This is a genomic window from Variovorax sp. LjRoot175 (genome assembly GCF_964253805.1).
Taxonomy (GTDB): Bacteria; Pseudomonadota; Gammaproteobacteria; order Burkholderiales; family Burkholderiaceae_C; genus Variovorax.
In genome coordinates this window covers 746,137-770,929 of the sequence record NZ_CAXURY020000001.1, presented here as the reverse complement: position 1 = coordinate 770,929, position 24,793 = coordinate 746,137, and the positions used below count along the sequence as shown (strand labels likewise).

Genomic DNA, 24,793 nt, shown 5'->3' with positions numbered 1-24,793 from the left:
GTCGTACTAGGGAACCAGCTTCCACTGGCCCTTTTCCATCCGCACCACGACCACTGCGCGCTGGTCGGAGCCATAGCGGTTGTCGGGCTTGAAGTTGTAGACGCCGTGCGTGCCCACCAGCTCCTTCGTGCCGACGATCGCATCGCGCAGCGCCGTGCGGTAGGCTGTAGTGCCGGGCTCGCCCTTGGTGCGCGAGGCGGCGTCGGCCAGCAGCAGGTAGGCGTCGTAGGTGTAGGAGGAGAAGGCATCGGTGGGCATCACGCCGTGCGCCTTCTGGTAGGCGCTGCGGAAGTTCATCGACACCTTCTTGATCGGGTTGTCCGCAGCGAGCTGGTCGGCCACCAGCACCGGGCCGCTGGGCACCTGCAGGCCTTCGATCGATGCGCCGCCGACGCGCACGAAGTCAGCATTGATCAGGCCGTGCGTGCCGTAGATCTGGCCCTTGTAGCCACGCTCGGCGAGTGCGAGGTAGGGCAGCGCGCCCGGCGTGCCGGAGTTGCCGGCGAACACCGCATCGGGGCGGCCCGAGACGATCTTCAGCACCTGGCCCGCCACCGACGAATCGCTGCGTGCGTAGCGTTCGTTGGCCACCACCTTGATGCCGGCGGCGTCTGCGCTCTTCACGAGCGAGTCGTAGGCCAGGTCGCCCAGCGCGTCGGAGAAGCCGATGAAGGCCACCGTCTTCACGCCCGACTTCTTCATGCGCTCGACCACGCCCGCCACCATGAGCGGAAAGGGCTGCGACACGGTCACGGTCCACGCGCCTTCGGCGCCGGGAATGGTGACCGGCGTGGGCGAGATCAGCGGCGTGTTGAGTTCGCGCGCCACGGCCGCGATGGCCATCGCGCTGGGCACGCCCGAGGTGCCGATCAGCACGTCGACCTTGTCCTCCACCACCAGCTTGCGCGCATTGCGCCCGGCGGTGGTGGGGTCCGACGCATCGTCGAGCACGATCAGCTCGACCTTGCGGCCGGCCAGCATCGGATGCTCGGCGATGGCGGCGCGGATGCCCTTCTCGTAGGGGATGCCGAGCGCCGAGATCGGACCTGAGAGCGAACTGATGAAGCCGATCTTGAGATCGGCGGCCGCGGCCTGCGCGGCCGCCAGGGCGATGGCCGTGAGGCCGGCAAGACGTGCGATGTTCTTCATCTCAGGGGACCAGCTTCCATTGACCCTTTTCGAGCTTGACGACCACGCGCGAGCGCTCGTCCGAGCCGTAGCGGTTGTCGGGCTTGAAGTTGTAGACGCTGTGCGTGCCCACCAGCTCCTTGGTGCTGACGATCGCATCGCGCAGCGCCACACGGTAGGCCGGCGTGCCGGGCTCGCCCTTGGCGCGCTGCGCCGCATCGAGGAAGAGCAGCCAGGCGTCGAAGGTGTAGGCCGAGAAGGCATCGGTCGGCGCCGCGCCGTTGGCCTTCTGGTAGGCCGCACGGAAGTCCATCGAGACCTTGCGGATCGGGTTGGAGTCGGGCAGCTGCTCGGCCACGATCACCGGGCCGGTGGGCGCCAGGAGCCCTTCGACCGAGGTGCCGCCCACGCGCACGAAGTCGGGGTTGATCAACGCATGCATGCCGTAGATCTGACCCTTGTAGCCGCGCTCCGAGAGCGCGAGGTAGGGCAGCGCGCCCGGCGTGCCCGAGGTGCCGGTGATCACCGCATCGGGACGCAGCGCGACGATCTTCAGCACCTGGCCGGTGACCGAGGCGTCTGCGCGCGCATAGCGCTCGTTCGACACGACCTTGATGCCGGCCGGCTCCGCGCTCTTCGTCAGCGCGTCGTAGACCAGGTCGCCCCAGGCGTCGGAAAAGCCGATGTAGCCGACCGTCTTCACGCCCGACTTCTTCATGCGCTCGACCACCGCGCTCACCATCAACGGCGCGGGCTGCGGCAGCGTGACCATCCAGGCGCCCTCCTCGCCGGGCAGGTTGGCGTTGGCGATCGAGATCAGCGGCGTCTTGGTTTCGCGCGCCACGGCCGCGATGGCCAGCGCGCCGGGCGAACCGGCCGTGCCGATGATGACGTCGACCTTGTCCTCGTCGATCATCTTGCGCGCATTGCGCGCCGCGGTGGACGGATCCGACGCATCGTCGAGCTGCACCAGCTGGATCTTGCGACCGCCCACTTCGGACTTGTAGGCCAGCGCGGCCTTCATCCCCTTCTCGTAGGGAATCCCCAGCGAAGACACCGGCCCCGAGAGCGAGGTGATGAAGCCGACCTTGTAGTCGGCAGCCCAGGCACTCGCGGCGCTCAATGCACCGATGCCGAGGACGATGCCCGCCAGGGCGCGGATGGGGCTTGGAACTTTCATGACGATCCTCCAGGGGTTGAGCTGAGTCTTAACATGATTTATGAAATGTTTAGACCTAAACAATACTAGCGAGACGATGGTGCAATGACAAGGGAGACAACGAGAGGTTTTGCGTTTGGCGCGCGACGCACCGCTACAGCGCAAGACTGCCCACACTGGTGCCGCCGCACACATAAAGAACCTGGCCGGTGACGAAGCTGTTGGCCGGGTCGACGAAGAAACGCACGGCCCGTGCCACGTCGGAGGATTCGCCGAGGCGCTGCACCGGCACCGAGGCCGCGAGCGCGCGTTCCTTCTCGCTGCCGGCCTCCACCACGTCGTAGAACATGTCGGTGCGGATCGGCCCCGGCGCCACCACGTTCACCGTGATGCCGTCGGCCGCAAGCTCCAGCGCCCAGGTGCGCGCCATGCCCAGCATGCCGGCCTTGGTGGCCGAATAGTTCGTTCGCGTGGCCAGGCCGACCGCCGCGCGCGAGGACAGCAGCACCACGCGGCCGAAGCGTTCCGCGCGCATCGCGGGCAAGGCCGCCTGCACCAGCTGGATCGCGCAGCCCAGATGCAACTCGACCAGCGCGTCCAGGTCATCGAGCTTCACGTCCGCGAGCAGCGCGGGACGGATCACGCCGGCGTTGTGGACCACGGTCGTCACCTCGAAGCGACGCGCCATCTCGCGCGCGGCTTCGGCGGTGGCGGCACGGTCCATCAGGTCGACCTCGATGCTGTGCAGCTTGGGATGGTCGATCTCGCAGCGGCGGCGCGCCAGCGACACCACCTCGTAGCCCTGCGCGAGCAGGTCCGCGCAGATGGCCTTGCCGATGCCGGCACTGCCGCCGGTCACGGCGGCGACGGGATGCGTGAGATTCATGGTGCCGCCCCCACCAGCGCCAGCACGCGCAAGGGGCTGCCGCTGCCCTTCTCGATCTTGAGCGGCGGGCAGATCAGCACCGCGCCGGCCGGCGGCAGCAGGTCGAGATTGCTGAGGCACTGCAGCCCGTAGCGCCCGGCGCCGTGCATGTAGTAGTGGCAGGGATAGGGCGGGCGCAGGTGGTAGCCCTGGCCGGCATCGGTGCCGATGGCTTCGGAGCCGAAGCCCAGCACGTCGCGCTGCTCGACCAGGAAGCGCACGGCCTCGGTGCTCGGACCCGGCGTGTGCTGCCCGGTCTCGTCGAAGTTCTGGTACGCCTCGGGGTCCTGGCGCTTCGACCAGTCGGTGCGCATCAGCGCCCAGGCGCCTTTCGGGATGCGGCCGTGCTTGGCCTCGTAGCGCTCGATGTCTTCCACCGTCAGCAGGTAATCGGGATCGGTAGCCGATTGAGCGGAACAGTCGATCACGCAGGCCGGCGCCACGAAGTGCTGCACCGGAATCGTATCGACCGAGTTGTTCGGCAGGTCGCGGCCCGAGATCCAGTGGATCGGCGCATCGAAGTGCGTGCCCGTGTGCTCGCCGCAGGAGAAGTTGTTCCAGTACCAGCCGGGTCCGCGCTCGTCGTACTTCGACACCTCCTCGATGCGGAAGGGCCAGCACTGGCCCATCTCGGGCGGCAGCGCGATCTGCGGGAACTCGGGCGAAAGCGTCTGCGTGAGGTCGATCACGCGGATGCGGCCTGTGGCCATCGCGCTCACGAGGCCGCCGAGGATCTCGGCGGTGGACATCAGTTCGGTGGTGGTCGTCATCTCATCCTCCAGCTGCGAGTTCGCGTTCGAGCACCTTCGGGTTGTCGCGCCAGCGCTCCAGCCACTCCTGCGCCACGTCGCCCGGGTAGACGTCCTCGACGCCGTCGCGCAGCGCCTTGACGATCGCATTGGCCAGCGCACTCGGCGCCAGCTTCGGCGGCGGCATGTGCTGGTTCCACTCGTCGTCGATCGGCCCGGGGAACAGGTTGATCACGCGGATGCCGGCCGGCCGCATCTCGGCGCGTAGGCATTGGGCGAGCGAATAGGCCGCGGCCTTGGATGCGCTGAAGGTGCCGTGCGGCGGGAAGTTGGAAAGCGCATAGATCGACAGCAGGTTGACCCAGGCCGTCGCACTGCTCACGCCGTCCGCCGAGCGCCCCTTGAGCGCCGGGCCGAACTCCTGCGCCAGCCGCAGCAGGCCGAAGTAGTTGATGTCCATCTCGGCCTTGGCGACGTCGGTACCACGGCGCGCGCCGATGCCGAAGTTGCGATGCACCTCGGCGTTGTTGATCACGATGTCGACCTTGCCGCCGATCTCGCCGGCCAGCTCGCTCACCGAGCGGCCGTTGGTCAGGTCCAGCGGCACCAGCGTGACCTGCGGCAGCGCCGTGATGTCTTCCAGGCCGCCCATCTTCTTCCACGGTTCGGCATGGCCGACCCACACGATGTCGGCACCGGCCTTGACCAGCGCACGCACGATGGCCTGCCCCACTTCGGTCTTGCCGTCGGTGACCAGCGCCTTGCGGAACTTCGGGTCGCTGGTCATCTCGCGCAGCATCTTGTCGTCGGCCATATGGGCACTCCCTTCGTTCGGAAAACCAATGAGGACGGCCTGTCCCGCGCGGTCGAGCCGGGCGCCTACACGCACGCGCGCCGGCGCCTCGCCCACCTCGCCGTGCAGGTGCACCATCAGCGTCGGGCCGGCATCGAGATGCACCAGGCCCAGCCGCCAGGGCAGGCGCTCGCGGAAGAACAGGTCGTTGCTGTGATGCAGCGTGGTGCTGCTGATGAGCTCGCCCTCTCCGCTCTGCTCGCGCCAGTGCAGGCGCGGCGAGAGGCACTTGTGGCAGGCCTCGCGCGGCGGGTACTGCACCGTGCCGCAGTCCTCGCAGGTCTGCAGCTCGAAGCGGCCCTCGGCCGCCGCGGCCGTGATGCCCAGCGCGACGCGGCCGCGCGCCCAGGGCGGCAGGTTCATCTGCCGCGTGCGCAGGACCGGGTTCTTGCGCTTGGGGCGCATCAGGGGCATGGTCATTCCGATCTCCCCAGGATCACGGCGCCGGTGCAAAGGCAGCGGTCGTAGGTCACCATGCCGAAGCCCGCGACCAGGCCGAGCTGCGCATCGGGCACCGTGCGCGGCCCGGCCGTGTCGGTCAGCTGGCGGATCGCTTCCACCAAGCCGAGGAAGCCTCCCGCCGCGCCTGCCTGGCCGGCGGAGAGCTGCCCGCCGCTGGTGTTGTTGGGAAAGCTGCCGTCGAAGGTCATCGTGTTTGCGCGCACGAAGTCCGGGCCCTCGCCCTTCTCGCAGAAACCCAGGTCCTCGAACTGCATCATCACGATGACGGGATAGTCGTCGTAGGTCTGGACGAAATCGAGCGCGGCGGGGCGCACGCCGGCCTGCGCGTAGAGGTCGTCGCGGTCCTTCAGCCAGCCGCCGCGCACCATCACCGGGTCGTCGGCAAAGGCGTTGTGCCGCTCGATCGCGCCGCGGATCACGGCGTGCGCCAGCCCGAGGTCGCGTGCGCGCTCTTCGCTCATCACGAGGAAGGCCTCGGCGCCCGCGCAGGGCATCACGCAGTCGAACAGGTGGATCGGGTCGGAGATCGGCCGTGCGCCTATGTACTCGTCGAGCGTGAGCGGCTTCTTGAACATCGCATGCGGATTGCCCAGTGCGTTGGTGCGCTGGTCCACCGCGATGCGGCCGAAGTCCTCGCGCTTCGCGCCGAAGGTGCGCATGTAGTTGGCGGTGATCATCGCGAAGATGGAATTCGGCCCGCCCGAGCCGTAGGGGTAGCTCGCGTCGCGCGCGAAGTTGCTGAAGCTGCCCAGCGTCTGGCGGAAAGAGTCGACGTGGTTGGTGTCGGCGCCGACGCAGGCCACGATGTCGGCATCGCCTGCCTGCACCGCACGCGCCGCGCGGCGCAGGCACATCACCCCGGATGCGCCGCCGGTCGGCATGTGGTCGAGCCAGCGCGGCGAGAGGCCCAGGTGCTGCGTCACACCCACCGCCGTGTCCGGCACAAGCGAGAAACTGCTGAGGCACAAGCCGTCGATCTGCTCCTTCGGCACGCCGCTGGCTTGCACCAGCGCCTCGAGCGCCTGCCCGATGAACCAGTGCGCGGTGCGCGTCGAGTAGCGCACATAGGGCACGGTGATGGGCACGGCCACCGCGACGCCTTCGTAGGACTGCCGGCGCGTCATGCCTGCCTCTTTTTCATGGCGCGGGTGTCGATGCAATGGCCCTGCCCCGGCAGCGCCTGCGCCAGTTCACGCAACTGCCCGCGCTGGATCTTCTGCGAAGCCGTGAGCGGCAGCGTGTCGACGAAAGCCACGTAGCCCGGTGCCTTGTAGTAGGCCAGCTGCGCCAGCGCATGCTCGACGATGCTGGCCGCGATCTGCGCGCGCTCCGATGCGTCGACCTGCTCGCGCACCACGATGCAGGCCAGCACCTCGTCGCCGCGCACCGCATCGGGCGTCGCGGCGACGGCCGAGGTCTTCACGGCCGGATGCTGGTTCAGCACGCTCTCGACCTCGACCGCCGAGATGTTCTCGCCGCTGCGGCGGATCACGTTCTTCTTGCGATCGACGAAGAAAAAGTTGCCGTCCGCATCGCGCCGCACGAGATCGCCGGTATGGAACCAGCCGCCGGCCCAGGCCTCGCGTGTGGCTTCCTCATCCTTCAGGTAGCCGGAGAAGAAATAGCGCCTCGGGTCTTCGCCGGCGGAGCGCACCAGCAGTTCGCCCGGCGCGTCGGCAGCCACGTCCTGGCCTTCGTCGTCGACCAGACGGATCTCAACGTAGTCCTGCTGGCGCCCGAAGCAGCTCGTGCCCACCAGCCGCGGCTCGCGATTCGCCATCACGCAGGCGGCGGCGCCGGTTTCGGTCATGGCCCAGGCCTCGACCAGCGGGAAACCGAAGCGGGCCTCGAAGGGCGCGTGGTTCTTGCGGTCGACGCCGGCGCCGAAGCCCCAGCGAATCGCGTGGTCCTTGTCGGCTGCCGACTCGGGTGCCGACAGCAGCATGGCCGGCATCACGCCCAGGTAGTGCGCGATGGTGGCGCCGCTTTCGCGCACGCTCGCCAGCCAGGTCTTCGGATGGAAGCGATCGAGCTGCACCAGGCAGCCGCCGGCGACCAGCACCACCATGGTCGAGAAGGCCATCGCGTTCATGTGATTGAGCGGCAGCGGCGTGATGACGCGCTCCGCATCGCGCCGGATGCCGCACACGCCGTCGAGCGCGGCATACCACTCGCCGGCGCGCAGGAAGTAGGCGTTGCTCAGGATGCAGCCCTTGGGCCGGCCGGTGGTGCCCGAGGTGTAGAGCAGGCCGCATTCGGTCTCGGGGCCGATCGCTTCGTCGACACGCGGCGCAGCCGTCCGCGCGGGCGGCACTTCGTCGTCGGGCCCCATGGTTGCGAAAGCGACGCCGGTCTGCGCCGCCGCGGCGCGCAGATCGGCCGCGCGCTCGGGCAGGGTCACGGCCAGGCCGATCTCGCTGTGGCCGATCAGGTAGACCAGCTCGGCGGAGCGCATCTCGGCGTTGATCGGCACCACGCTCACACCCAGTGCGTTGAGCGCGAACCAGTGGAACAGGAAGGCCGGCCGGTTCTCCAGCAGCAGGCCGACGCGGTGGCCATGGCCATAGCCCGCCTCTGCATAGGCCACGCGCAGGCGTTCGACCGCTGCCGCGGCCTCGCCCCAGCGGATGGCACCGGCGGCGATGCCGTAGGCCTTGGCGGTCACCGATTCGGTGAACAGGAACTCGGCCTCCGGCGTGCGCGCCGCGGTGGCAGAGAAGACGTTGTGGACGGTGGCGTGCATCGCGTCCCTAGATGAAGAGCTGCACGGCCGGCAGGGCCGCGTCGCAGTTGAGCAGGTTGACGCGCTTCTGCGTCATGCGCAAGGCGCCGTCTACCACGCTGAGGTGATGGAAGAAGGTGCCGACGTAGAACTGCAGTTCGTCGCCCTGCGATTCGGTGTAGTGGAACTCGGTGCGCAGCACATAGCGATTGCCGGCCTCGTCGAACTCCTCGACCGTGGGCGTCTGCAGCAGGTGATGGCAGCGGCTCGGCGGCTGCTGAGAGAACGCACGCGGGCTCTTGAGACGCTCGACGCGCAGGTCGCGTAGAAGCTTGTCTTCGTAGAGATGCGATGTGTGGTTGATGCCGTCTTCCTGGTCTGGCACCAGCGGCACCCAGTAGTAGGCATCGTCGGTGAAGAGCGCATTCCACTCGTCGAAGCGCTTGGCGTCGAGCATGCGCGACTCGTGGACGACGAAGTCGATCAGGTCCTGGTGGGTGACGGCCATCACATGGTCTCCGTCATGTAGCGCGCCCAGCTTCTGTACTGGTTGCGCATCGGCAGTTCGTTGGTTCCGCCTGTCGTGATCTCGCCACCGGCCAGCTCGGCAGGGTCGTAGTTGCGATGCAAGCTGACCCACTCGTTGCCGCTCGCATGCAGCCCGGCCTGGATGCCGCGGTAGGCCTGCAGGTCGTCGTGGCCGACGACCGAGAAGGGCGAGTTGATGAGCCGGTTGTACATGGTGGTGCGCGCGAGCAGCTCGGGCGGCGCGCCCTTCAGGCGGAAGGTCCAGCTCTCGATCAGCGTCTTGTCGACCGCGATCGGCTTCACCACGCGGATCGCCTGGATCGCGCCCTTGATCGTGAGGTTCGGGTAGTACACGGTGTTGTGCCGCGCCATGCCGAGGATCTGCGCGGTGCGCTCCTCGCCGTACTTCGCCTTCATCGCATCGTCGTAGGCGGGAATCGCCTTGTACTTGCTGTGAATGCTGAAGTGCACGCCCGTGAAACTGTGACCGTTGTCGTAGGTGCGGATGCCCATGTCCTCGAAGAACTTGTAGTCGGACATGAAGGGCACGAACTGCTCGACGGCCATCGGCTTCGGCTCGTCGGCCGGCTTGTCGGCCCACATGCGCTTGGCGGTGCCGGCCGAGGACTCGTGCGCCACCATCGGGTGCATGGTGTCGTTGAGGTTCTCGACGAACATCTTCCAGTTGCACTGGTGCATGAAACGCAGGCAGCCGCCGGCGATCTCGAGCTCGCCCTCGGGCGAACGGTCGGCCATGTTGTCGATGGAGCTCAGCGAGTCGCCGAAGTAGTCCTCGAAATCCGGCCCCACGTCGTTGATCTTGACGAAGATGAAGCCGCGGTAGCTGTGCACATTGCGGATCGTGGTCAGGCCCTTGGCCGATTCGCACTCGTGCAGCTGCGTGCCTTCATAGCCGTTCTTGAGCGGGATTGCGAGCAGCGAGCCGTCGGTCTTGAAGGTCCAGGCGTGGTAGGGGCAGCGAAAGAACTTGCCGGTGTTGCCGCAGGGTGCCGTCACCAGCCGCGAGCCCTTGTGCGCGCAGCGGTTCATCATGGCGCGCACCGAGCCGTCGGTGTGGCGCACGATGATCAGCGGCCGGCCGGCGATCTCGTTGCTGATCCAGTCGCCCGGCTTGGGAAGCTGGCTTTCGTGCCCGGCGTAGTTCCAGGTGTTGGCGAAAAAGTGCTCCTGCTCCAGCTCGAACAGCTCCTGGCTGGTGTACAGGTCGCGGTGCACGCGGTCGGCCTGGACCAGCGCGCGCACGGCATCGGGGTTGCCTCGGTACGAAGTCATGTTCCTGCTGCTCCTTCAGATGTCCAGCACCAGCCGCGGCCCCTTGGCGCGCGAGATGCAGATCTGCATGACGTTGCCTTCCGCCTTTTCGCGCGCGCTCAGCACGTAGTCACGATGGTCGATCTCGCCCTCGAGCACGGCCGTCGTGCACACGCCGCATTCGCCGCGCTTGCAATCGAACATGGGATCGCAGCCGTGCTCGATCAGGCAGTCGAGGATGCTCTGATCGGCCGGAACCGTAAAGCGCTGGCCCGATTGCGCCAGCTCCACCTCGAAAGCCTGGTCGCCCTCCTCGGCCACCGAGGTGGTGAAGAGTTCGAAGTGCACGCGATCGTGTTCCCAGCCGCGGGCCTGGGTGCGGGCCAGCACGGCATCGAGCATCACCTTGGGGCCGCAGACATAGAGGCGGTCGCCTGCCGGGCAGTCGTCGAGCAAGGCGTCGATGTCGAGCGGTCCGCCGGCTTCGGCGTCGGCGTGGACGCGAAGATCTTCGCCCAGCAACGCCCGCAGCTCCGGCAGGAAGGCCATCAGCTCCTGGCTTCGGCCCGCGTAGTGCATGCGCACGGGCGCGCCTTCGGCCCGGCGGCGTGCGGCCATGCTCGCAAGCGGCGTGACGCCGATGCCACCCGCGACCAGCACCGTGCCGCCAGGGCCGGTGTGCAGCGGGAAGTCGTTCTTCGGCGCTTCGATGGTGAGGAGATCGCCCTCTTTCAATTGCTCGTGCATGAAGCGCGAGCCGCCGCGGCCATCGGCCTCCTTGCGCACAGCGATCCGGTACTCCGCGGGCGCGTTGGTGGCGTTGCGCGCGGTCGCGAAGTTGATGAGCGAGTAGTGGCGCCAGTCCTGCGTGCCGTCGGGCAATGCCACCTGGACGCGGATGTGGGCGCCGGCGGCATAGCCCGGCAAGGCGCTGCCATCGTCGGCCTTCAGGCGCAGCATCCGGATCAGCGGATTCAGTTCGCGCGCCTCGACGACGCGCAGTTGGAGGGTGGCGGTCATGGTGTTCGCATCCCTTGATCAGGCCAGCGCATGCTGCGCCAACGCGGCTTGCAGTTTGTGCCCGTGTTCATCGGCGAGCGCGGCGTCGCGCAGTTCGCGCAAGGTGGCCGGCGCGAGCCCCGCGCCGGCGCGCTGGAAGGCGGCCATCACCGTGTCGTAGTTGCGCAGGCCGCGTTCGTGGGTGTCGCTGTAGCCCTTGACCAGGCGCTGGCACTGCGCGACTTCGACCGCGAGTTCGGGATGCTGCACTGCGGTCGCGGCGATGCGCTGCAGCCATTCCTCGATGCGGCGGTTCTCCTCGGCATAGCGCAGCGTGGACCGGCGCCAGCGCTTCATCGCGGCGACGGTGCGCAGCATCAGGTAGCCGTGCAGCGAGCTGGTCTGGATCACGCGACCCTTCTGCGTGAGCCGCTCCACCAGCTTGCGGGGCAGGCTCGAATTCATCAGCCAGCGCCCGATGCCGGCCGGCAGCGTCTCGCAGATCTCCTGCAGGCGGGGGTGCATGTACTCGTTGATCGCGAGCACCTGCCCGCCCTTCACGCCGGCCTCGCCGCGCACGCGCTCGAAGCGCGAGGAGCGGGTCTTGAGCGCCGCGACGCGGGCCGTGTCCTCGTAGGACATCCACAGCGCCAGGTGGCGCACGGTCTCGCGCAGCAGGCGGTGATCGTCGTTGCTCGGCAGCGCGGCGATCGCGGCCGCGCGGTCGAGGTAGAGGGCTGCGTAGGCCAGGTCCTGGTAGTCGATGAGCCGGCGCACGCCTTCCAGCAGCACCGGGTGCACAGAGGCGGGAAAGTCGCGCTGCACGCGCTCGACCAGTGCGCGCACGGCCGGATGTTTCGGCTGCGGCGCGGCGGCGGGCAGGTCCATCGGCGCCTCTTCCACCGCTGCACTTTGCGCACGCACGAAGGCAGCGCCGAAGGCCTTGAGGCTCGGCTTGACGCCGACGCCGCCGCGCTCGATGGTGGCCTCGAACTTCGCGCGGCTGAAGGGCAGCACGCCGGCGCCGGCGAGCGCGCCGAACAGCACCGCACTGATCACGCTGCCCGCGTCTTCGGCGGCCTGCGCCATGTCGAAACGGATGAAGCGCTTGGCGGCCTTGTCCGCATGCGCGAGCAGCTGCGCGCTGTCGACGCGCCCGTCGCCCATCGCGCTCTTCTCGGCGATCGAATAGACGCGGTGCGTCGACGCGACCAGCGTGGTGCGCTCGCGCGTGACCAGCCCGCGCTGCACCGCGCGGCCGGCTTCCATCAGCTCCGAGGCCAGCACCACGTCGACGTCGCCGGGCAGCGGCATCAGCGCCAGCACCGGCCGGCCTCCGTCGGCCTGGGCCTGCGCCTCGGGGTAGAGCTCGACATAGTAGATGGTCGCGCCGGTGCGCTGGGCCACGCCCGGCACCGAGGTGGTCTGCGCGACGTAGCCGTTGCCCTCGCCCATGTCGACGATCCAGTCGGCCAGCACGCCGCCGCCCTCGCCGCCCATGGCGAGGATCGCTATCTTGATAGGTTGATGCTGCGTCATCGCGTGGCCATCAGAAGGCGTACTCGGCGCGGCGTTTCGCCTCGCCACGTTGGAGCCAGCCGATCACTGCGCCGCGCACGCGTTCGCGCAAGCGGTCCCAGCCGTTCGGGTTGCTGACGATCTGCGCCTTGTAGAACGATGGGCACAGCACCGCGGCATGCGAGACATCGCCGCAGTTGCCGCAACCGACGCAGCTGTCGAGCACGGTCGCGACCGGATCGGTGCGCAGCGGATCGGGATTGGCCTTGATCGACAGCGACGGGCAGCCCGAAAGCCGGATGCACGAGTGGTCGCCGGTGCAGGTGTCGGAATCGACGCCGAACTTGTCGCGCACCACGCGCTTGCCCTCGGCGATCGCCTTGCGCACCAGCGGCTTCTCGCGGCGCTGCTTGTTGAGCATGCACTCCGACTGCGCGATCAGCACCTTGGGGCCCTTCTCCTTCGTGGTCAGCGCTTCCTTGAGCGCATCGCGCATGCCGGCGACGTCGTAGGTGCGGCGGATCGTCCGCACCCACTTCACGCCCACGCCGCGCACCGCGCGCTCGATCTCGTGGCCGGTGCTGCGCGTCGCGTTGTGCGCGGTCGACGACAGGATGTCCTGGCCGCCGGTGGCCGAGGTGTAGTTGTTGTCGACCACGATGGTCAGGTTGTCGCTCTTGTTGAAGACCGCGTTGGCGACGCCGCTGGTCAGCCCGTTGTGCCAGAAGCCGCCGTCGCCCATCATCGAGATCGCGCGCTTGCCCGCCGGCGCGTTGAGCGCGGCGGCGCCGGCGCCGCCCAGGCCGTAGCCCATGGTGGTGTTGCCGATGTTGAAGGGCGGCAGGATCGAGAACAGGTGGCAGCCGATGTCGGCGCTGACGTGGTGGGGCCCGAGCTCGCGCTCCACCAGCTTCATTGCGCTGAAGATCGGGCGCTCGGGGCACCCCGTGCAGAAGCCCGGCGGGCGTGCATGCACGTTCTCGTCCAGCGGCAGGGCCGGTTCGGGCGCGCCATCGACACCGACGTCGGCGACCTCGATGAGCGGGATCACCCGGCGCACCGGCGCGGGCACCGGCAGCGGCTGCAACCGGCCGTAGCGCTCGCCGAAGCTGCGCGCGCCCTTGAGCAGTTCGGCCGCGGTGTATTCGCCGGCCACCGGCAGCATGTCCTTGCCGTGCAGCGCCGTGGTCGAGCCGGCTTGGCGCAGGATGGTCGCGAGGTTCTGCTCGACGAAGTTGGGTTGACCCTCTTCGACGATCAAGACCGCGCGCTTGCCTTCGCAGAAGCGCAGCACCTCGCTCTCGATGACCGGGTAGGCCACGTTCATCACGTAGAGCGGCACCCGGCTGTTGCCGTAGACGTCGGCCAGGCCCAGGCGTTCGAGTGCACGCACGAGGGTGTTGTAGCTGCCGCCCTGCACGATGATGCCGATGTCGTCGGCGTCTTCCGAGAAGAACTCGTTGAGCCTGTTGTCTTCGATGAAGCGCACCGCGGCGGGCCAGCGGTCCTTCACCTTCTCTTGCTCGTGCACGAAGCTGGCCGGCGGCAGCACGATGCGGCTGACGTCGCGCTGCGGGTTCTCGAGCGCATCCTTGATCGTGAAGGCGGGCCGCCGGTTGGCGCCGGCCACGAACTGCCCGTGCACATGGCAGGCGCGGATGCGCAGCTGCAGCATCACCGGCGTGTGGCTGGCCTCCGAAAGCTCGAAGCCCTTCTTCACGGCATCGACGATGCAGGGCAGGTTGGGCCGCGGATCGAGCAGCCAGATCTGCGACTTCATCGCGAAGGCGTGGCTGCGCTCCTGCATGATCGAGGAGCCCTCGCCGTAGTCCTCGCCCACGATGACCAGCGCGCCGCCGGTCACGCCGCCCGAAGCCAGGTTGGCCAGCGCGTCGGAGGCCACATTGGTGCCCACCGTCGCCTTGAAGGTCACGGCGCCGCGCAGCGGGTAGTTGACCGAGGCGGCCAGCGTGGCGGCGGCCGTGGCCTCGCTCGCGCTGTTCTCGAAGCGGATGCCCTGCTCGGCCAGGATGTCCTGGGCGTCGGCCAGCACGTCCATCAGGTGCGAAATGGGTGCACCCTGGTAGCCCGCGACATAGGAAACACCCGATTCGAGCAGCGCCTTGGTGACGGCCAGAATGCCTTCGCCCCGGAACAGCTCCCCCTCCGAAAGTCGGAGTTTCTTGACCTCCTCGACGAACGATCGTTCAGCCATGATGTGCCTTGTTCCTCATGACGGCATTGGCCGCCTCATCGTGCAGTCCATATAATGTTGACAACTGAATGTATCCACAATCATGAATTACCCTAGACATGCAAGCTGCGTGCCTGCCGCAGACCCGGGGGCCCGTCATGGCGACGAAGCCCGCTAAGCCGCTGCGCTTCGTCGACGACTACCTGCCGGCGCTGCTGGCGCAGGCCAGCCAGCTGATCTCTACGGAGTTCCACGTGGTCGCGCGCCAGCACGGTTTCTCGGTCTCCGAGTGGCGGGTGATGGCCTCGCTGGCGGGCGGCGAGCCGATCAGCATTGGGCAGCTGGCGCAGGTCACGGTGACCAAGCAGCCGACGGTGACGCGTCTTCTGGACCGCATGGAATCCAAGGGCCAGGTCGAACGCCTGCCCCATGACAGTGATCGCCGCGTCACGCTGGTGCGCATCACGCGCAAGGGCGCCAAGACGGTGGAGCACCTGATGGAGCTCGCCAGGGAGCATGAGCTGCGGGTGCTGGAGCCCTTCGGCCTGCTGCGCGCCGAGGAGCTGAAGACCACCTTGCGGCAGATGATCGAGCTGCATGCGCGCGCGCCGCTGGAGACGGATACGGACGACGAGTAGCCCCATCTCCCCTGACCGTTCGGGCTGAGCTTGTCGAAGCCTTGTGCGCGGCTTCGACAAGCTCAGCCCGAACGGGTGGTGATGGTGAACTTCACGGCACCAGGACCGCTCTGCCACGATGCCCGCGCTGCGTGATCCATTCGAGCGCCGTGGCCGCCTCGTCGAGCCGGAAGCGCTTCACATCGAGCTTCAGCCGCCCATCGCCCAGGCGCGCCAGCAGTTCGGGCGCAGCGGCCCGTCCCGCAGCCTCGCGCCTGAACATGTTGAGCGGCAGCAGCGCCACGTCGCGCTGCAGGAAATGCGCGATGTCCAGCGCCAGCGTGTTGCCGGCCGTGTAGCCGACCAGCACCGCGCGGCCGCCGGGCGCCACGCCGGGCAAAGCCGCTTCGAGCACCGGCCCGCCGACGGTATCGACCAGGAGCGTCACCGGCGCGCCGGCCTCGGTGATCACTTCGGCGCCCGCATCGCGCGCTAGCTGCAACACCATCGATCCGACGGCGCCGGTGGCACCCGTCACCAGCACGCGCTCGCCAGCTTGGAGCTTCGCGATCTCATGCAGCGCGACCCAGGCCGAGGTGCAGGGCGAGAAGAAGGCCGAGCCGAAGGCCATGTCGACCTCGTCGGGAAGAAGGCCCAGCGCCTCATCGGGCGCATCGATCAGCTCGCACCAGGTGCCGTCGGCGTTGGTGCCGAGGCCTGCGCCGCGCAGCCAGACGCGCTGGCCCGCCGTGTAGCATTCGCTCGCCACCACGGTCCCCGCGGCCTCGACGCCCGGGACGTAAGGCAGCGGCGGATGCCGGAGAAAGCCGCCGCTCCAGACCGTGCGATCGATATGCCCCACAGTGGCCGCGGCCATGCGGACGATCGTGCGGCCGGCGCGGGGCTGCGGGTCTTCCATCTCTTCGAGCACCGGCGCCGCACCGAAGCCGTGGATGCGCACGGCCTTCATGGCAGCGTCTCCAGGAAATCGAGCACCGCCGCGGCGAAGGCTTCGGGCATCTGGTCGGGCAGGGGCACCATGCCGCCGGCGATGTCGACGATGCGCGCATGCGGCAGATGCGCCTGCAGTTCGGCTGCGTGCGGCGCAGCGAAAGGATCCTCGGTGGCGCGCAGGATCAGCGTCGGCTGCGCGATCTTCGCGATGCGATCCTCCATCCGATAGGACGCGACGGCCCGGTGCCCCTCCTCCAGCCGCTCGCCGACCCTGAGCGCATCGCGCACGAAGGCTTCCAGCAGCTCGGGCCGGTTCGGCGGGTAGAAGGACTGCCGCTTCTGCCACAGCGCCGCGAGATGGCTGCCGTCGGTGCTCGGCGCAACCTCGTCGATCGGCGGCCGCTCGGCGCGGGCGCGGCGGAAGGCCGCATCGGTGTAGGGCGTGGAAGACAACACCAGCCCATGCACCCGGTCCGCGAAGGAGGCAGCCAGCTCGACTGCGATGACGCCGCCCGTGTGGTGGCCCACCACGTGCGCGCGTGCAATGCCCAGGGCATCGAGCAGCTCGACCGCGACGCGCGCCCACTGCTCGATGCTCGCGGGCGCCGGTCCGGCGTCGGAGTCGCCGAAGCCCGCGGTGTCCATCGCCACTGCCCGGAAGCGCTCTCCGACCAAGGGCAGCACGTGCCGGTATTCGGCCCAGCTGCGCGGGGACTGGTGCAGCAGCAGCACCGTCTCGGCGCGCGGATCGCCGCAGCTCGCGTAGTGCACCTGCCCGACCGACAGATCTGCGAACGCGCGGCGGACCTTCATCATGGCTGTGTCTTGTCGGCCGGCGGCTGCCAGAGCCCCGCATGCCGGAGCATGCCCAGCGTGCGCGCAAGCACGTCGCGCCGGTAGGCCGCGACATCGCGGCCGTCGTAGTCGTAAAAGCCGCTGCCGGTCTTCAGGCCCAGCCGGCCTTCGGCCACCATGCGATCGACGATGGCCGGCGCGGCGTAGCGCCCCTTGTCGATCGATGCCGACATCTCGCGGCTCGCATGGTGCAGGATGTCGCAGCCGCCGAAGTCGATGAACTCCACCACGCCGAGCGCCGCGAAGCGCAGGCCCAGGCCGTAGCGCGTGGCCTTGTCGATCTCCTCGGCGGTGGCCGCGCCCTCCTCGATCATCCGCGCCGCCTCGTTCATCACCAGCGCCTGCAGCCGCGGCACGATGTAGCCAGGCGAAGCGCCGCAGACCACCGGCAGCTTGCCGATCTGTTCCATCAGGTGCTTGGTGCGCGCCAGCACCGCGGCATCGGTGCCCGGGTGACAGCTCAGCTCCACCACAGGGATCACGTAGGCCGGATTGAGCCAGTGCATGTTCAGGAAGCGCTCCGGCCTCTTCACCAGCGCGGCGAGCTGCGTGACCAGGATGCTGCTGGTGGTGGAGGTCAGGATCGCGTCGCCGCGGCAATGCCGGTTGAGCTGCTCGAAGGCCTCGCGCTTGGCCTCCAGCGTCTCGGGCACGCCTTCGAAGACCAGCTCGGCCTGGCCCAACGCGCGCGGCGCGTCGGCGGCCGGCACGAGTTCGACGCGGTCGGCAATCGCACTCACCTGCGCAGCCTCGATGACGCCAAGTTGTGCGAGCCCCCTGAGACTGGCCTCGATCTCGGCCCGCGCTTCGGCGCGCAGCTTCTGCCAGGCCTCGTCGCTGCGCGGGCGCAGGTCGACCAATGCGATGCGATGGCCCGCATAGGCGAAGGCGATCGCGATGCCGCGGCCCATGCGGCCCGCGCCGACGGCGGCAAAGCGCGGCGCCGGCGTCTCATTCGCCATCATGCAGCCTCTTCTTCAGCTCGGCCTTGTCGAGGACGGCAAGGCCCAGTCGCTCGAAGGTGCGCGGGCCCCGGCGCAGATCGCGGCCGAGGAAGCCGCCGACGATGGCCAGCAGGCCGTGCGCAATCGGCGCATCGACGCCTGCATAGCGCGCCGCCGAGGCGAGGAAGGCCAGGCCCAGCTCGGTGTCTTCGGTGATGTAGCGGTGGGCGTAGAGGTCGATGTTCTCGCGCCAGTCGCCCGACTTGACCAGCTGCTTGTGGGCGTCGCCGTACATCCACTGGTCGTTGTTGTAGTGGTCGGCCAGCGGATAGTGCGGCGCGCCCTGCCCGAAGGCCTCGCGCACGGCGATGCGCTCCTGGTCGAGCCGATCGGTCACGTCGCGCACCGCGCGCTGCGTGCCCTCGTTGTGGATGTCCCAGCGCTCGAAGTGCTGCAGCGGCGCGGCGTTCATCACCATCAGGGGCGGATGAATGACCGGCCCGGCGTTCATCAGCGCGCCCGACAGCGCATCGCCGCAGCCATGCACGCTCGGATAGGCCTGGCGGATGACTTCCAGCGCCTGCTGCGCGTTGCGCGCCGGGTACACGCCGGTCGGCAGGCGAATGGCGCGAATCGTGACGTTGACCTCGCGCTCGCCGTGCTTGCGCGCCAGGTAAGGCAGCGTGCCGGTCTCAGCCCAGGCGACATCGGCGCGGCTGCCGGCTTCCTTGGCGATGCGCGCCATCACGAAGCTGCCGAAGGTGCCGGGCGGCAGGAACACCACCTGGCCATCGACCAGATGCGGCGCCATGGCGCGGGCGATGTCTTCCTGCGCCACGGCCGGCGTCGGGATCACGATCAGAATCGCTCCACGCAAAGCCTCGCCGATGTCGGCGGTCGCCAGCGCGATCGGTACTTCGCGCGCGCCGCGCGCGTCCTTCAGCGTGATCGAACCGGCCAGCCGCACGGCGGCGAGCGCATCGGCGTCGCGGCGCCAGAGCCGCACTTCGTGGCCGGCTTCGGACAGGTCGGCAGCGGCGGCGTAACAGCCGTGGCCGCCGCCCAGGATGGCGATTTTCATGGTCGAGAAGAAGTTGTAGGCCACGGGCCGCCGATCCGCAAATCAACGGGCTCGCAGATACATTACTTTTCAACCATTCAATTGTCAACTATCAAGAACCCGACCCAGCTCTGCCAGCGAATCGACGAAGCCGTCGGCATCCACGCCGCGCACCGGCTCGCCGTGGTTGTAGCCATAGCTCACCAGCACCACCGGGCAGCCCGCCGCCCGGGCCGCGCGCGCGTCGTTGCTCGAATCGCCCACCATCAGAGTGCGCTCCGGTGCGCTGGCGAGCGCCTCGCAGGTCCTGACGAGCGGCAGCGGATCGGGCTTCTTGCGCTCGAAGGCGTCGCCACCGAACACCACGTCGAAGTAGCCGTCAAGTCCCTTGGCGGCGAGCAGCGGGCGTGCGAAGGCAGTGGGCTTGTTGGTCAGGCAGGCCAGGCGCAGGCCATGAGCACGCAGCACCGCCAACCCCTCGACGACGCCGGGATAGACATCCGAATGCCGGCCGTTGATGGCGAGATAGTGATGCTGGTAGCGGCGCCAAGCCTCGTCGAAGAGCGCGTTGTCAGCGGCGCGGCCGTCGCGCACGTGGCGCAGCACCGATTGGATCAGGTGCTCCGAGCCCTTGCCGACCATGGTCGCGACGGCTTCGGCCGCGACTTGGCGCAATTCGAGCCCGTCGAGCATGCAGTTCAAGGCAACGACGAAGTCGCCGAGGGTGTCGACCATGGTGCCGTCGAGGTCGATGATCGCGGCGTCGAAGTTTGAAAGGTGCAAACGAGTGGTGGTCAAAGCGCGTGGTGGGAAGCCCGGAATCGCCTTGATTCTGCCGCGTCGCAATCAGGGCTCGCGGCGGCGACGGCAGGCCTCAGGCCTCGGCCAGCTGCGCGCTCGATTCGAGCCAGCGGTTCGAAGGCACAGAGACCGGGGTGAAAACCTTCCAGCGCGCGGCATGCGCGAGCGTGCTGTACTGCACTCGAAGCAACACCTCGTGGCTGCGCGCTATCTTGCGCCAGTCAACCAGATCGAAGCTATCGATCGGGCTGCACACGCCCAGGGCGATCAACCCCGACAGCAAGAAGTCCTCCCAGGACGTGTAGTGCGCGCGGGCTATCTCCTGCAGCCGCTTGAGCGCAGCTTGCGCGTTCAGTCTGGATACATATCCGGCCGAAAAACCCAGGCGCACCAGGTAGGACGCCTGCTGGATCTTCCAGGCCACCGGATTCAGGTGAACATCCTGGATCTGCTTGGCCTCGACCACGCGCGCATCCTGCACCAGGAATCTTCAGACCTCCTGCAAGGCCGCATACGCGGCGGAGTCGACGACGTGACCGCTGCGCCAGGCCGCATAGGCGGCTCTCTCCGCGGGAAAACCTGTTCCCAGGATCGACGCCGAGGCGGCCGCTCTCTCCCTCGCGCCAGGCCGCGACCTTGAGCTTCTCCTGCATGCTCTCGGCAATTGCCGTCAAGCTCAGGTCCGAACCTGCAGCCTCCCCGATACCTGTCGCGTCCTTCCGCAGAATATGCACCATGCCGACGAAGCTGGACCCATAGGTCGCGCCCGTGAGCAGGTTGAGTGCCTTGCTCTTCCCATCTTCCTCGGAGATTGCCGCCGCCACCATGCTGACCGGTTCGGCGAGCTTCAGCTTGTCTGATGGAAATGCCTGATTCCAGATCCTGGCCGCCTTGTCGGCTCGATAACCATCGGCGCCAGAACGTTGGCCTTCTTGTGCGTGCAAGCAGCCGTAATCACCAGCGTCCCGGCAATGTTGTGCTCCTTGCGCTGCTTGGCGACCTGGCTGACGCCGGCGCTCGCCATCTCCGTCGCAGCGTCGACGCCGAGATGGCTGGACGAACCGGCGATGAGACCCTTGATGGCGGACAAGCTTGCTGCCATTCCTTCGTCGTTCTGCTCGAACGAGAAGTACTGCGACTCCATCTTGAGAGAATCCGTTGAAATTTCAATCATTTTGAGCGTCGTTTTCTCGAAGTCGATGGGGCTTTCGAGGCCTTGATGCACGCTGTGCACCTTCGCCTTCAAAGGCCGGATCTTGGCCTCGTTCTCCAGCCGGATGGCGGCGTAGTCCGCCGCCGCCTTGGAGGTTTCCTTCTTGATCTGCTCGCTCTTTGCTTTGACGTCGTGCGGATCGACTTCCATGGCGATCAGCTCGTGAACCGTCATGTCGATGCTGCGCTTCATCGAGATGAACGAGTTCAGGATGTCCTGCGCAGCGTCGATCTCGGCGTCGAGTTCGGCGATCTCGCTCAGCGTAGCGAAGGCGGCGGGGTCGACGATAACGCCCAGCGTCAGCGACGGATCGTAGCGAATGGTGGAGGGCACGGTCTCTCGATGGTTGGTTTGCCGTGAGGGCAGCTGCCGCGCGAACGCGCTCTGGAAACAGTCTGCGTGACGCGCGCCCTAGCCGCGCTGACCAAACAGCGACCAAGAAATGACCAGCGAATGACTCCGGCGCGACCGCCGGACGAAGGCTCAGGCTTCGGTGAGCGACTGGGCCGCCACCACCGCCTCGGTGCGGTTGCGCACGTTGAGCGCGCGGAAGATCGCCGCCAGGTGGATCTTCACCGTGCCCTCGCTGATGCCGAGCGCGCGCCCGATCAGCTTGTTGGGCTTGCCCTGCGACAGCAGCTGCAGCACCTCGACCTGGCGCTCGGTCAGCACGCTGCGCAGGTGTTCGAGGGTCTGCGCCGCCGCGGCGGCCGATCCGCGTTGCATGGCGTCCGCGGTCGGCACGCCGGCCACGATGCCGGGCGGCACGGCCGACAGCATCATCGGCGGCACGTAGACGCCGCCGGCCAGCACCAGGCGCACGGCCGACAGCATGACCTCGGGCGAGTAGGCCTTCGGGATGAAACCCAGCACGCCGCGCTCGAGCGCAGTGCGCATGATGTTGGGGTCTTCGTAGCCCGAGAGCACGATGACGGGCACGGCCGGGTGGCGGCGCCGGATCTCGTCCACGTGGGCCTGGCCGTCGGCGCCGGGCATGTTCAGGTCGATCACGGCCAAGTCTATGTCGTCGGAGGCGCCCGCGAGCAGCTCGTCGACGCTCATCGCCAGAACGAACTCGATGTCGGGCTCAATTTCCGACAGTTTGGCTTTGACCGCCTCGATGACGAGCCGGTGGTCGTCGGCGATCAGGATTTTCATGGCGGCCCCAACGTAGTGAATGAACTCAACGAATACCAAAGATAACGGCGATCGCGGCGCGCGGCAAGACTCGCCCGCTCCACGAACGACATAGTCCCCAAGCGATATGGCGGGCCCTGGGGGGCGTTGAAAGAATGAATTCCACATCCAACGAAGAACAGGGAGATCGGCATGTGCCATCGATGCAGGCGCAAACCCAAGGCTCCCACCGCCACCGAAGAATAGCGCGAGCGTTTCATGGCTCGCCTGTTCGACTGCTTCTGTCCCCTGTTCTCATTCGGCCTCGAACTCGACGCGGCGATCGCCGCCGGGCGCATGGGCCGGACGCCCGACGCGGTGCAGCGCCGCGCCCTGGACCTGCTCGAGGAGGCCCGGGTCACGGCCCGGGCCGCGGGCATCCCGGCCCAGCGCATCGAATCGGCGTCCTTCGCCATGGTCGCCTGGCTCGACGAGATCGACGCGCGCAATCCCGGCTGGAGCACCGGCGTGACGCCGCTGCAGGTGCAGCTCTTCAATTCCAACAACGCGCACAGCGAGTTCTTCCATCACCTGTCGGCGCTGCAGGCCGACGACGGCGCGGTGCGCGAGATCTACTGGCACGCGCTGGTCCACGGCTTCAAGGGCCAGTACTACTTCGAGAACGGCGACAGCGGCGAGCTCGGCAAGCTCAAGGAGCTGCATGGTCAGCAACTGCCGGTGCAGCCTCTTGCACCGGGCACCCTGGCCGTAGAGCGCATCACGCCCCAGCCCTACAGTGTGCCCGACCCGCCGGGTCCGCGCATCCCGGAGCGGCGCGAGCGGGCACTGCTGCGCGCCGCCGGCGCACTCGCGCTGCTGATTCCGCTGGTGTACCTGCTGGGCTCGATGCTGAACGGCCCGCGCGAAGCGCCGCCCACGCTGGCCCAGCGAGTCGAGCAGCAGCTCCAGACCTACGCCTGCGCCGACCTCGCCGCCACGGTGGGCGCGGACGGCGCGACGCGCGTGAGCGGCTTCGTTTCGCTGCCGGAAGACATGGCGCGCGTGGAGCGCGAAGTGCGTGCCATGCCGGGCGTGAGCGCGGCAAGCTTCCAGCTCCAGCTGCGCGTTTGGCCGCATTGCGAAGTCGTCGCCATCCTCAAGCCCTACCAGGCGCGCAATCGCGACAAGCGGTACGGCCTGAAGGTCGCCGCACGCAGCGCGCAGAACGGCCGGCTGCGCGAGGGCGACCTGGTGCTGGTGCAGGCCACGAACGCCGACTACGACGGCTATCTCTGGGTCGACTACTTCACCGCCGACGGCGCCGTGATGCATCTCAACGCGGGCCGCGGCCAGGCCCGCCTGCGCGCCGGCGAAAGCGTCGAGCTGGGCCGCGACATCCCATCGAGCTGGCTTGTGAATCCGCCCTTCGGCACCGTGCTGGTCACGGCCCTTTCCTCGCCCGTGCCCTTCAACGAAACCGCGGACAGACCTCCTTTCGAACTGGCCTCACCCTATCTTCAACGGCTGCGCGAATCGCTGGCCGCCAACGAAGCGGGCGGGCGGCCGATCGCCGATTTCGTGTTCCTCGAAACCGTCTCGCGCTGAACAGCGCCGCGACCAGCTTCTTCCATGAATGCCCTGCACCCGTTGCCCACTTACTACTGGCCCCTGCTCGCGCTGTGCCTGCTGGGGCTTCTCGCTCTCTGGTGGTTCATGCTGGGCTCGCGCTACTTCGCGCGGCGGCGGATGCTGCGGCGGCGCATCGCAGTCCTCGGCCCGCCGTCGAACCCTTCGGAGCAGGCGGCGCTCGCCGCCCTGCGGCAGGCCATCGCGCAGGCGCGCGAGCTGCTTCTTCGTTCGCCGGCGCAGCGCGCGGTGCGCAATCCGCTCTACGACCAGCCCTGGTTCCTGTTCATCGGCGACGAATCGGCCGGACTGCCCGGGCTGCTGGCCGCGGCCCGCCGCGCCTCGCCACCGCCGCTGCAGACGGGACCCGATACCGCCGGCGATGTCTTCTGGCGCTGGCACTTCCTGCGCTCGATGATCGCGATCGAAACCAGCCCGGCCGCGGTGCGCGAGCCGGCCTCGCGGCATGAGCGAGGCCTTTGGTACCACGCCTTGCTGGCGCTCGCCCATCAACGCGAGCGCCAGCCACTCAACGGCATCGTGGTCTGCGTGAGTGCCGCAGGCCTGCTCGGCGACACAAAGGCACTGGCATCCGATGCGACGCGGCTGCGGCAGCGCGTCGACGAAGCGGCCGAGCATCTGCGGCTGCACCTGCCGGTCTACCTGGTCGTGACCGGCCTGGAGCGGCTCGCCGGCTACGGCGTGCTGCGCTCCGCCTTGCCGCCGGAGGCGCTGGTCCAGGCGCTCGGCTACCGCCTGCCCGACAACGCGACAGCCGGTGCGCGGCCGGACGATCCCTTTGGTCCGATGGCCGACCGACTGCATGCCTTGCGCATGGGCTTGCTGCGCAGTCAGCCGGAGCCGGCGCGCCGGCTGGCGATTCACAGCTTCGTGGAGCAGCTGCGCGCATTTCAGCCGGGGTTGCGCACGCTAGTGGAGCGCATGTTCGACAACGGCCTCGGCCGCACGCTCGCGCCGGCGCACTGGCGCGGCCTCTATGTCGTGGCCGCTCCCGCGGACGGCGAGGACGACGCCTTCGTCGCGGACCTGTTCCAGCGCTTCCTGCCGGCCGACCAGCCGCTGGCGCGCGGATAGAAA

General features: G+C 68.1%; 23 protein-coding genes. 3 read left to right on the top strand and 20 right to left on the bottom strand.

The genetic code is table 11. The features are described from left to right. Positions 1-6 precede the first annotated feature (6 nt). From ACSQ89_RS03890 to ACSQ89_RS03835, 12 genes are all read right to left on the bottom strand, one after another. Positions 7-1,149: an ABC transporter substrate-binding protein gene (locus ACSQ89_RS03890; RefSeq protein WP_436295335.1), complete on the bottom strand. Its 1,143-nt coding sequence runs from the start codon at positions 1,147-1,149 to the stop codon at positions 7-9. A 1-nt stretch (position 1,150) separates the two neighbouring features. Next, positions 1,151-2,308 carry an ABC transporter substrate-binding protein gene (locus ACSQ89_RS03885; RefSeq protein WP_093110839.1) on the bottom strand — a complete coding sequence of 386 codons (1,158 nt, stop codon included), beginning with the start codon at positions 2,306-2,308 and terminating at the stop codon, positions 1,151-1,153. Between the two features lie 133 nt (positions 2,309-2,441). Beyond that, complete coding sequence (locus ACSQ89_RS03880) at positions 2,442-3,173, bottom strand: SDR family NAD(P)-dependent oxidoreductase (RefSeq protein ID WP_436295334.1); 732 nt, start codon at positions 3,171-3,173, stop codon at positions 2,442-2,444. After that, positions 3,170-3,982 carry a cyclase family protein gene (locus tag ACSQ89_RS03875; RefSeq protein ID WP_093110835.1) on the bottom strand — a complete coding sequence of 271 codons (813 nt, stop codon included), beginning with the start codon at positions 3,980-3,982 and terminating at the stop codon, positions 3,170-3,172. Before ACSQ89_RS03875 ends, ACSQ89_RS03880 begins: the two co-directional genes overlap by 4 nt. Before the next feature lies 1 nt (position 3,983). Next, positions 3,984-5,234: an SDR family NAD(P)-dependent oxidoreductase gene (locus tag ACSQ89_RS03870; protein ID WP_436295333.1), complete on the bottom strand. Its 1,251-nt coding sequence runs from the start codon at positions 5,232-5,234 to the stop codon at positions 3,984-3,986. Continuing rightward, positions 5,231-6,400, bottom strand: coding sequence for a thiolase family protein (locus tag ACSQ89_RS03865; RefSeq protein WP_093110831.1), 1,170 nt, complete (start codon positions 6,398-6,400; stop codon positions 5,231-5,233). The genes ACSQ89_RS03870 and ACSQ89_RS03865 overlap by 4 nt, the downstream gene beginning before the upstream one ends. After that, positions 6,397-8,019, bottom strand: coding sequence for an AMP-binding protein (locus tag ACSQ89_RS03860; protein ID WP_436295332.1), 1,623 nt, complete (start codon positions 8,017-8,019; stop codon positions 6,397-6,399). The genes ACSQ89_RS03865 and ACSQ89_RS03860 overlap by 4 nt, the downstream gene beginning before the upstream one ends. 7 nt (positions 8,020-8,026) lie before the next feature. Continuing rightward, positions 8,027-8,506: an aromatic-ring-hydroxylating dioxygenase subunit beta gene (locus ACSQ89_RS03855; protein ID WP_436295331.1), complete on the bottom strand. Its 480-nt coding sequence runs from the start codon at positions 8,504-8,506 to the stop codon at positions 8,027-8,029. Continuing rightward, the gene (locus ACSQ89_RS03850) at positions 8,506-9,819 is read right to left on the bottom strand and encodes an aromatic ring-hydroxylating dioxygenase subunit alpha (protein WP_436295330.1); all 1,314 of its coding nucleotides are present in this window, start codon (positions 9,817-9,819) and stop codon (positions 8,506-8,508) included. The genes ACSQ89_RS03855 and ACSQ89_RS03850 overlap by 1 nt, the downstream gene beginning before the upstream one ends. A 15-nt stretch (positions 9,820-9,834) precedes the next feature. Beyond that, positions 9,835-10,818 carry a PDR/VanB family oxidoreductase gene (locus ACSQ89_RS03845; RefSeq protein WP_436295329.1) on the bottom strand — a complete coding sequence of 328 codons (984 nt, stop codon included), beginning with the start codon at positions 10,816-10,818 and terminating at the stop codon, positions 9,835-9,837. 18 nt (positions 10,819-10,836) lie between these two features. Continuing rightward, positions 10,837-12,336 carry an indolepyruvate oxidoreductase subunit beta family protein gene (locus ACSQ89_RS03840; RefSeq protein ID WP_436295328.1) on the bottom strand — a complete coding sequence of 500 codons (1,500 nt, stop codon included), beginning with the start codon at positions 12,334-12,336 and terminating at the stop codon, positions 10,837-10,839. A 10-nt stretch (positions 12,337-12,346) separates the two neighbouring features. Further along, positions 12,347-14,530 (bottom strand): thiamine pyrophosphate-dependent enzyme, encoded by a 2,184-nt coding sequence (locus ACSQ89_RS03835; protein ID WP_436295327.1) that lies wholly within the window; start codon positions 14,528-14,530, stop codon positions 12,347-12,349. A gap of 137 nt (positions 14,531-14,667) precedes the next feature. Between ACSQ89_RS03835 and ACSQ89_RS03830 the strand changes: the two genes are divergently transcribed. Beyond that, a complete protein-coding gene (locus ACSQ89_RS03830) occupies positions 14,668-15,147 on the top strand; it encodes a MarR family winged helix-turn-helix transcriptional regulator (RefSeq protein ID WP_436295326.1) in 480 nt (159 codons plus the stop codon). Between the two features lie 91 nt (positions 15,148-15,238). On the opposite strand, the gene ACSQ89_RS03825 is transcribed toward ACSQ89_RS03830, so the two are convergent. The 8 genes from ACSQ89_RS03825 to ACSQ89_RS03790 form a co-directional block, all read right to left on the bottom strand. Further along, positions 15,239-16,096 carry a quinone oxidoreductase family protein gene (locus tag ACSQ89_RS03825; RefSeq protein WP_436295325.1) on the bottom strand — a complete coding sequence of 286 codons (858 nt, stop codon included), beginning with the start codon at positions 16,094-16,096 and terminating at the stop codon, positions 15,239-15,241. Then, entirely contained in the window at positions 16,093-16,893 is an 801-nt protein-coding gene (locus tag ACSQ89_RS03820) for an alpha/beta fold hydrolase (RefSeq protein ID WP_436295340.1), read from the bottom strand. The genes ACSQ89_RS03825 and ACSQ89_RS03820 overlap by 4 nt, the downstream gene beginning before the upstream one ends. Continuing rightward, a complete protein-coding gene (locus tag ACSQ89_RS03815; RefSeq protein WP_436295339.1) occupies positions 16,893-17,897 on the bottom strand; it encodes a 3-hydroxybutyryl-CoA dehydrogenase in 1,005 nt (334 codons plus the stop codon). Before ACSQ89_RS03815 ends, ACSQ89_RS03820 begins: the two co-directional genes overlap by 1 nt. Further along, positions 17,887-18,960 carry an NAD/NADP-dependent octopine/nopaline dehydrogenase family protein gene (locus ACSQ89_RS03810; protein WP_093110886.1) on the bottom strand — a complete coding sequence of 358 codons (1,074 nt, stop codon included), beginning with the start codon at positions 18,958-18,960 and terminating at the stop codon, positions 17,887-17,889. Before ACSQ89_RS03810 ends, ACSQ89_RS03815 begins: the two co-directional genes overlap by 11 nt. Before the next feature lie 84 nt (positions 18,961-19,044). Beyond that, positions 19,045-19,722: a phosphoglycolate phosphatase gene (locus ACSQ89_RS03805; protein ID WP_436295324.1), complete on the bottom strand. Its 678-nt coding sequence runs from the start codon at positions 19,720-19,722 to the stop codon at positions 19,045-19,047. Between the two features lie 91 nt (positions 19,723-19,813). Then, on the bottom strand, positions 19,814-20,206 hold the full coding sequence (locus ACSQ89_RS03800; RefSeq protein ID WP_436295323.1) for a DUF1266 domain-containing protein: 393 nt from the start codon (positions 20,204-20,206) through the stop codon (positions 19,814-19,816). Positions 20,207-20,587: 381 nt separating this feature from the next. Beyond that, entirely contained in the window at positions 20,588-21,286 is a 699-nt protein-coding gene (locus tag ACSQ89_RS03795; RefSeq protein ID WP_436295322.1) for a hypothetical protein, read from the bottom strand. Positions 21,287-21,436: 150 nt separating this feature from the next. Further along, a complete protein-coding gene (locus ACSQ89_RS03790) occupies positions 21,437-22,111 on the bottom strand; it encodes a response regulator transcription factor (protein ID WP_093110804.1) in 675 nt (224 codons plus the stop codon). A gap of 237 nt (positions 22,112-22,348) precedes the next feature. Here ACSQ89_RS03790 and ACSQ89_RS03785 point away from each other — a divergent pair, with 237 nt between their 5' ends. Next, on the top strand, positions 22,349-23,674 hold the full coding sequence (locus ACSQ89_RS03785) for a DotU family type IV/VI secretion system protein (protein WP_436295321.1): 1,326 nt from the start codon (positions 22,349-22,351) through the stop codon (positions 23,672-23,674). A 24-nt stretch (positions 23,675-23,698) separates the two neighbouring features. Next, the gene (locus ACSQ89_RS03780) at positions 23,699-24,790 is read left to right on the top strand and encodes a type VI secretion protein IcmF/TssM N-terminal domain-containing protein (protein ID WP_436295320.1); all 1,092 of its coding nucleotides are present in this window, start codon (positions 23,699-23,701) and stop codon (positions 24,788-24,790) included. The last annotated feature ends 3 nt before the right edge of the window (positions 24,791-24,793 follow it).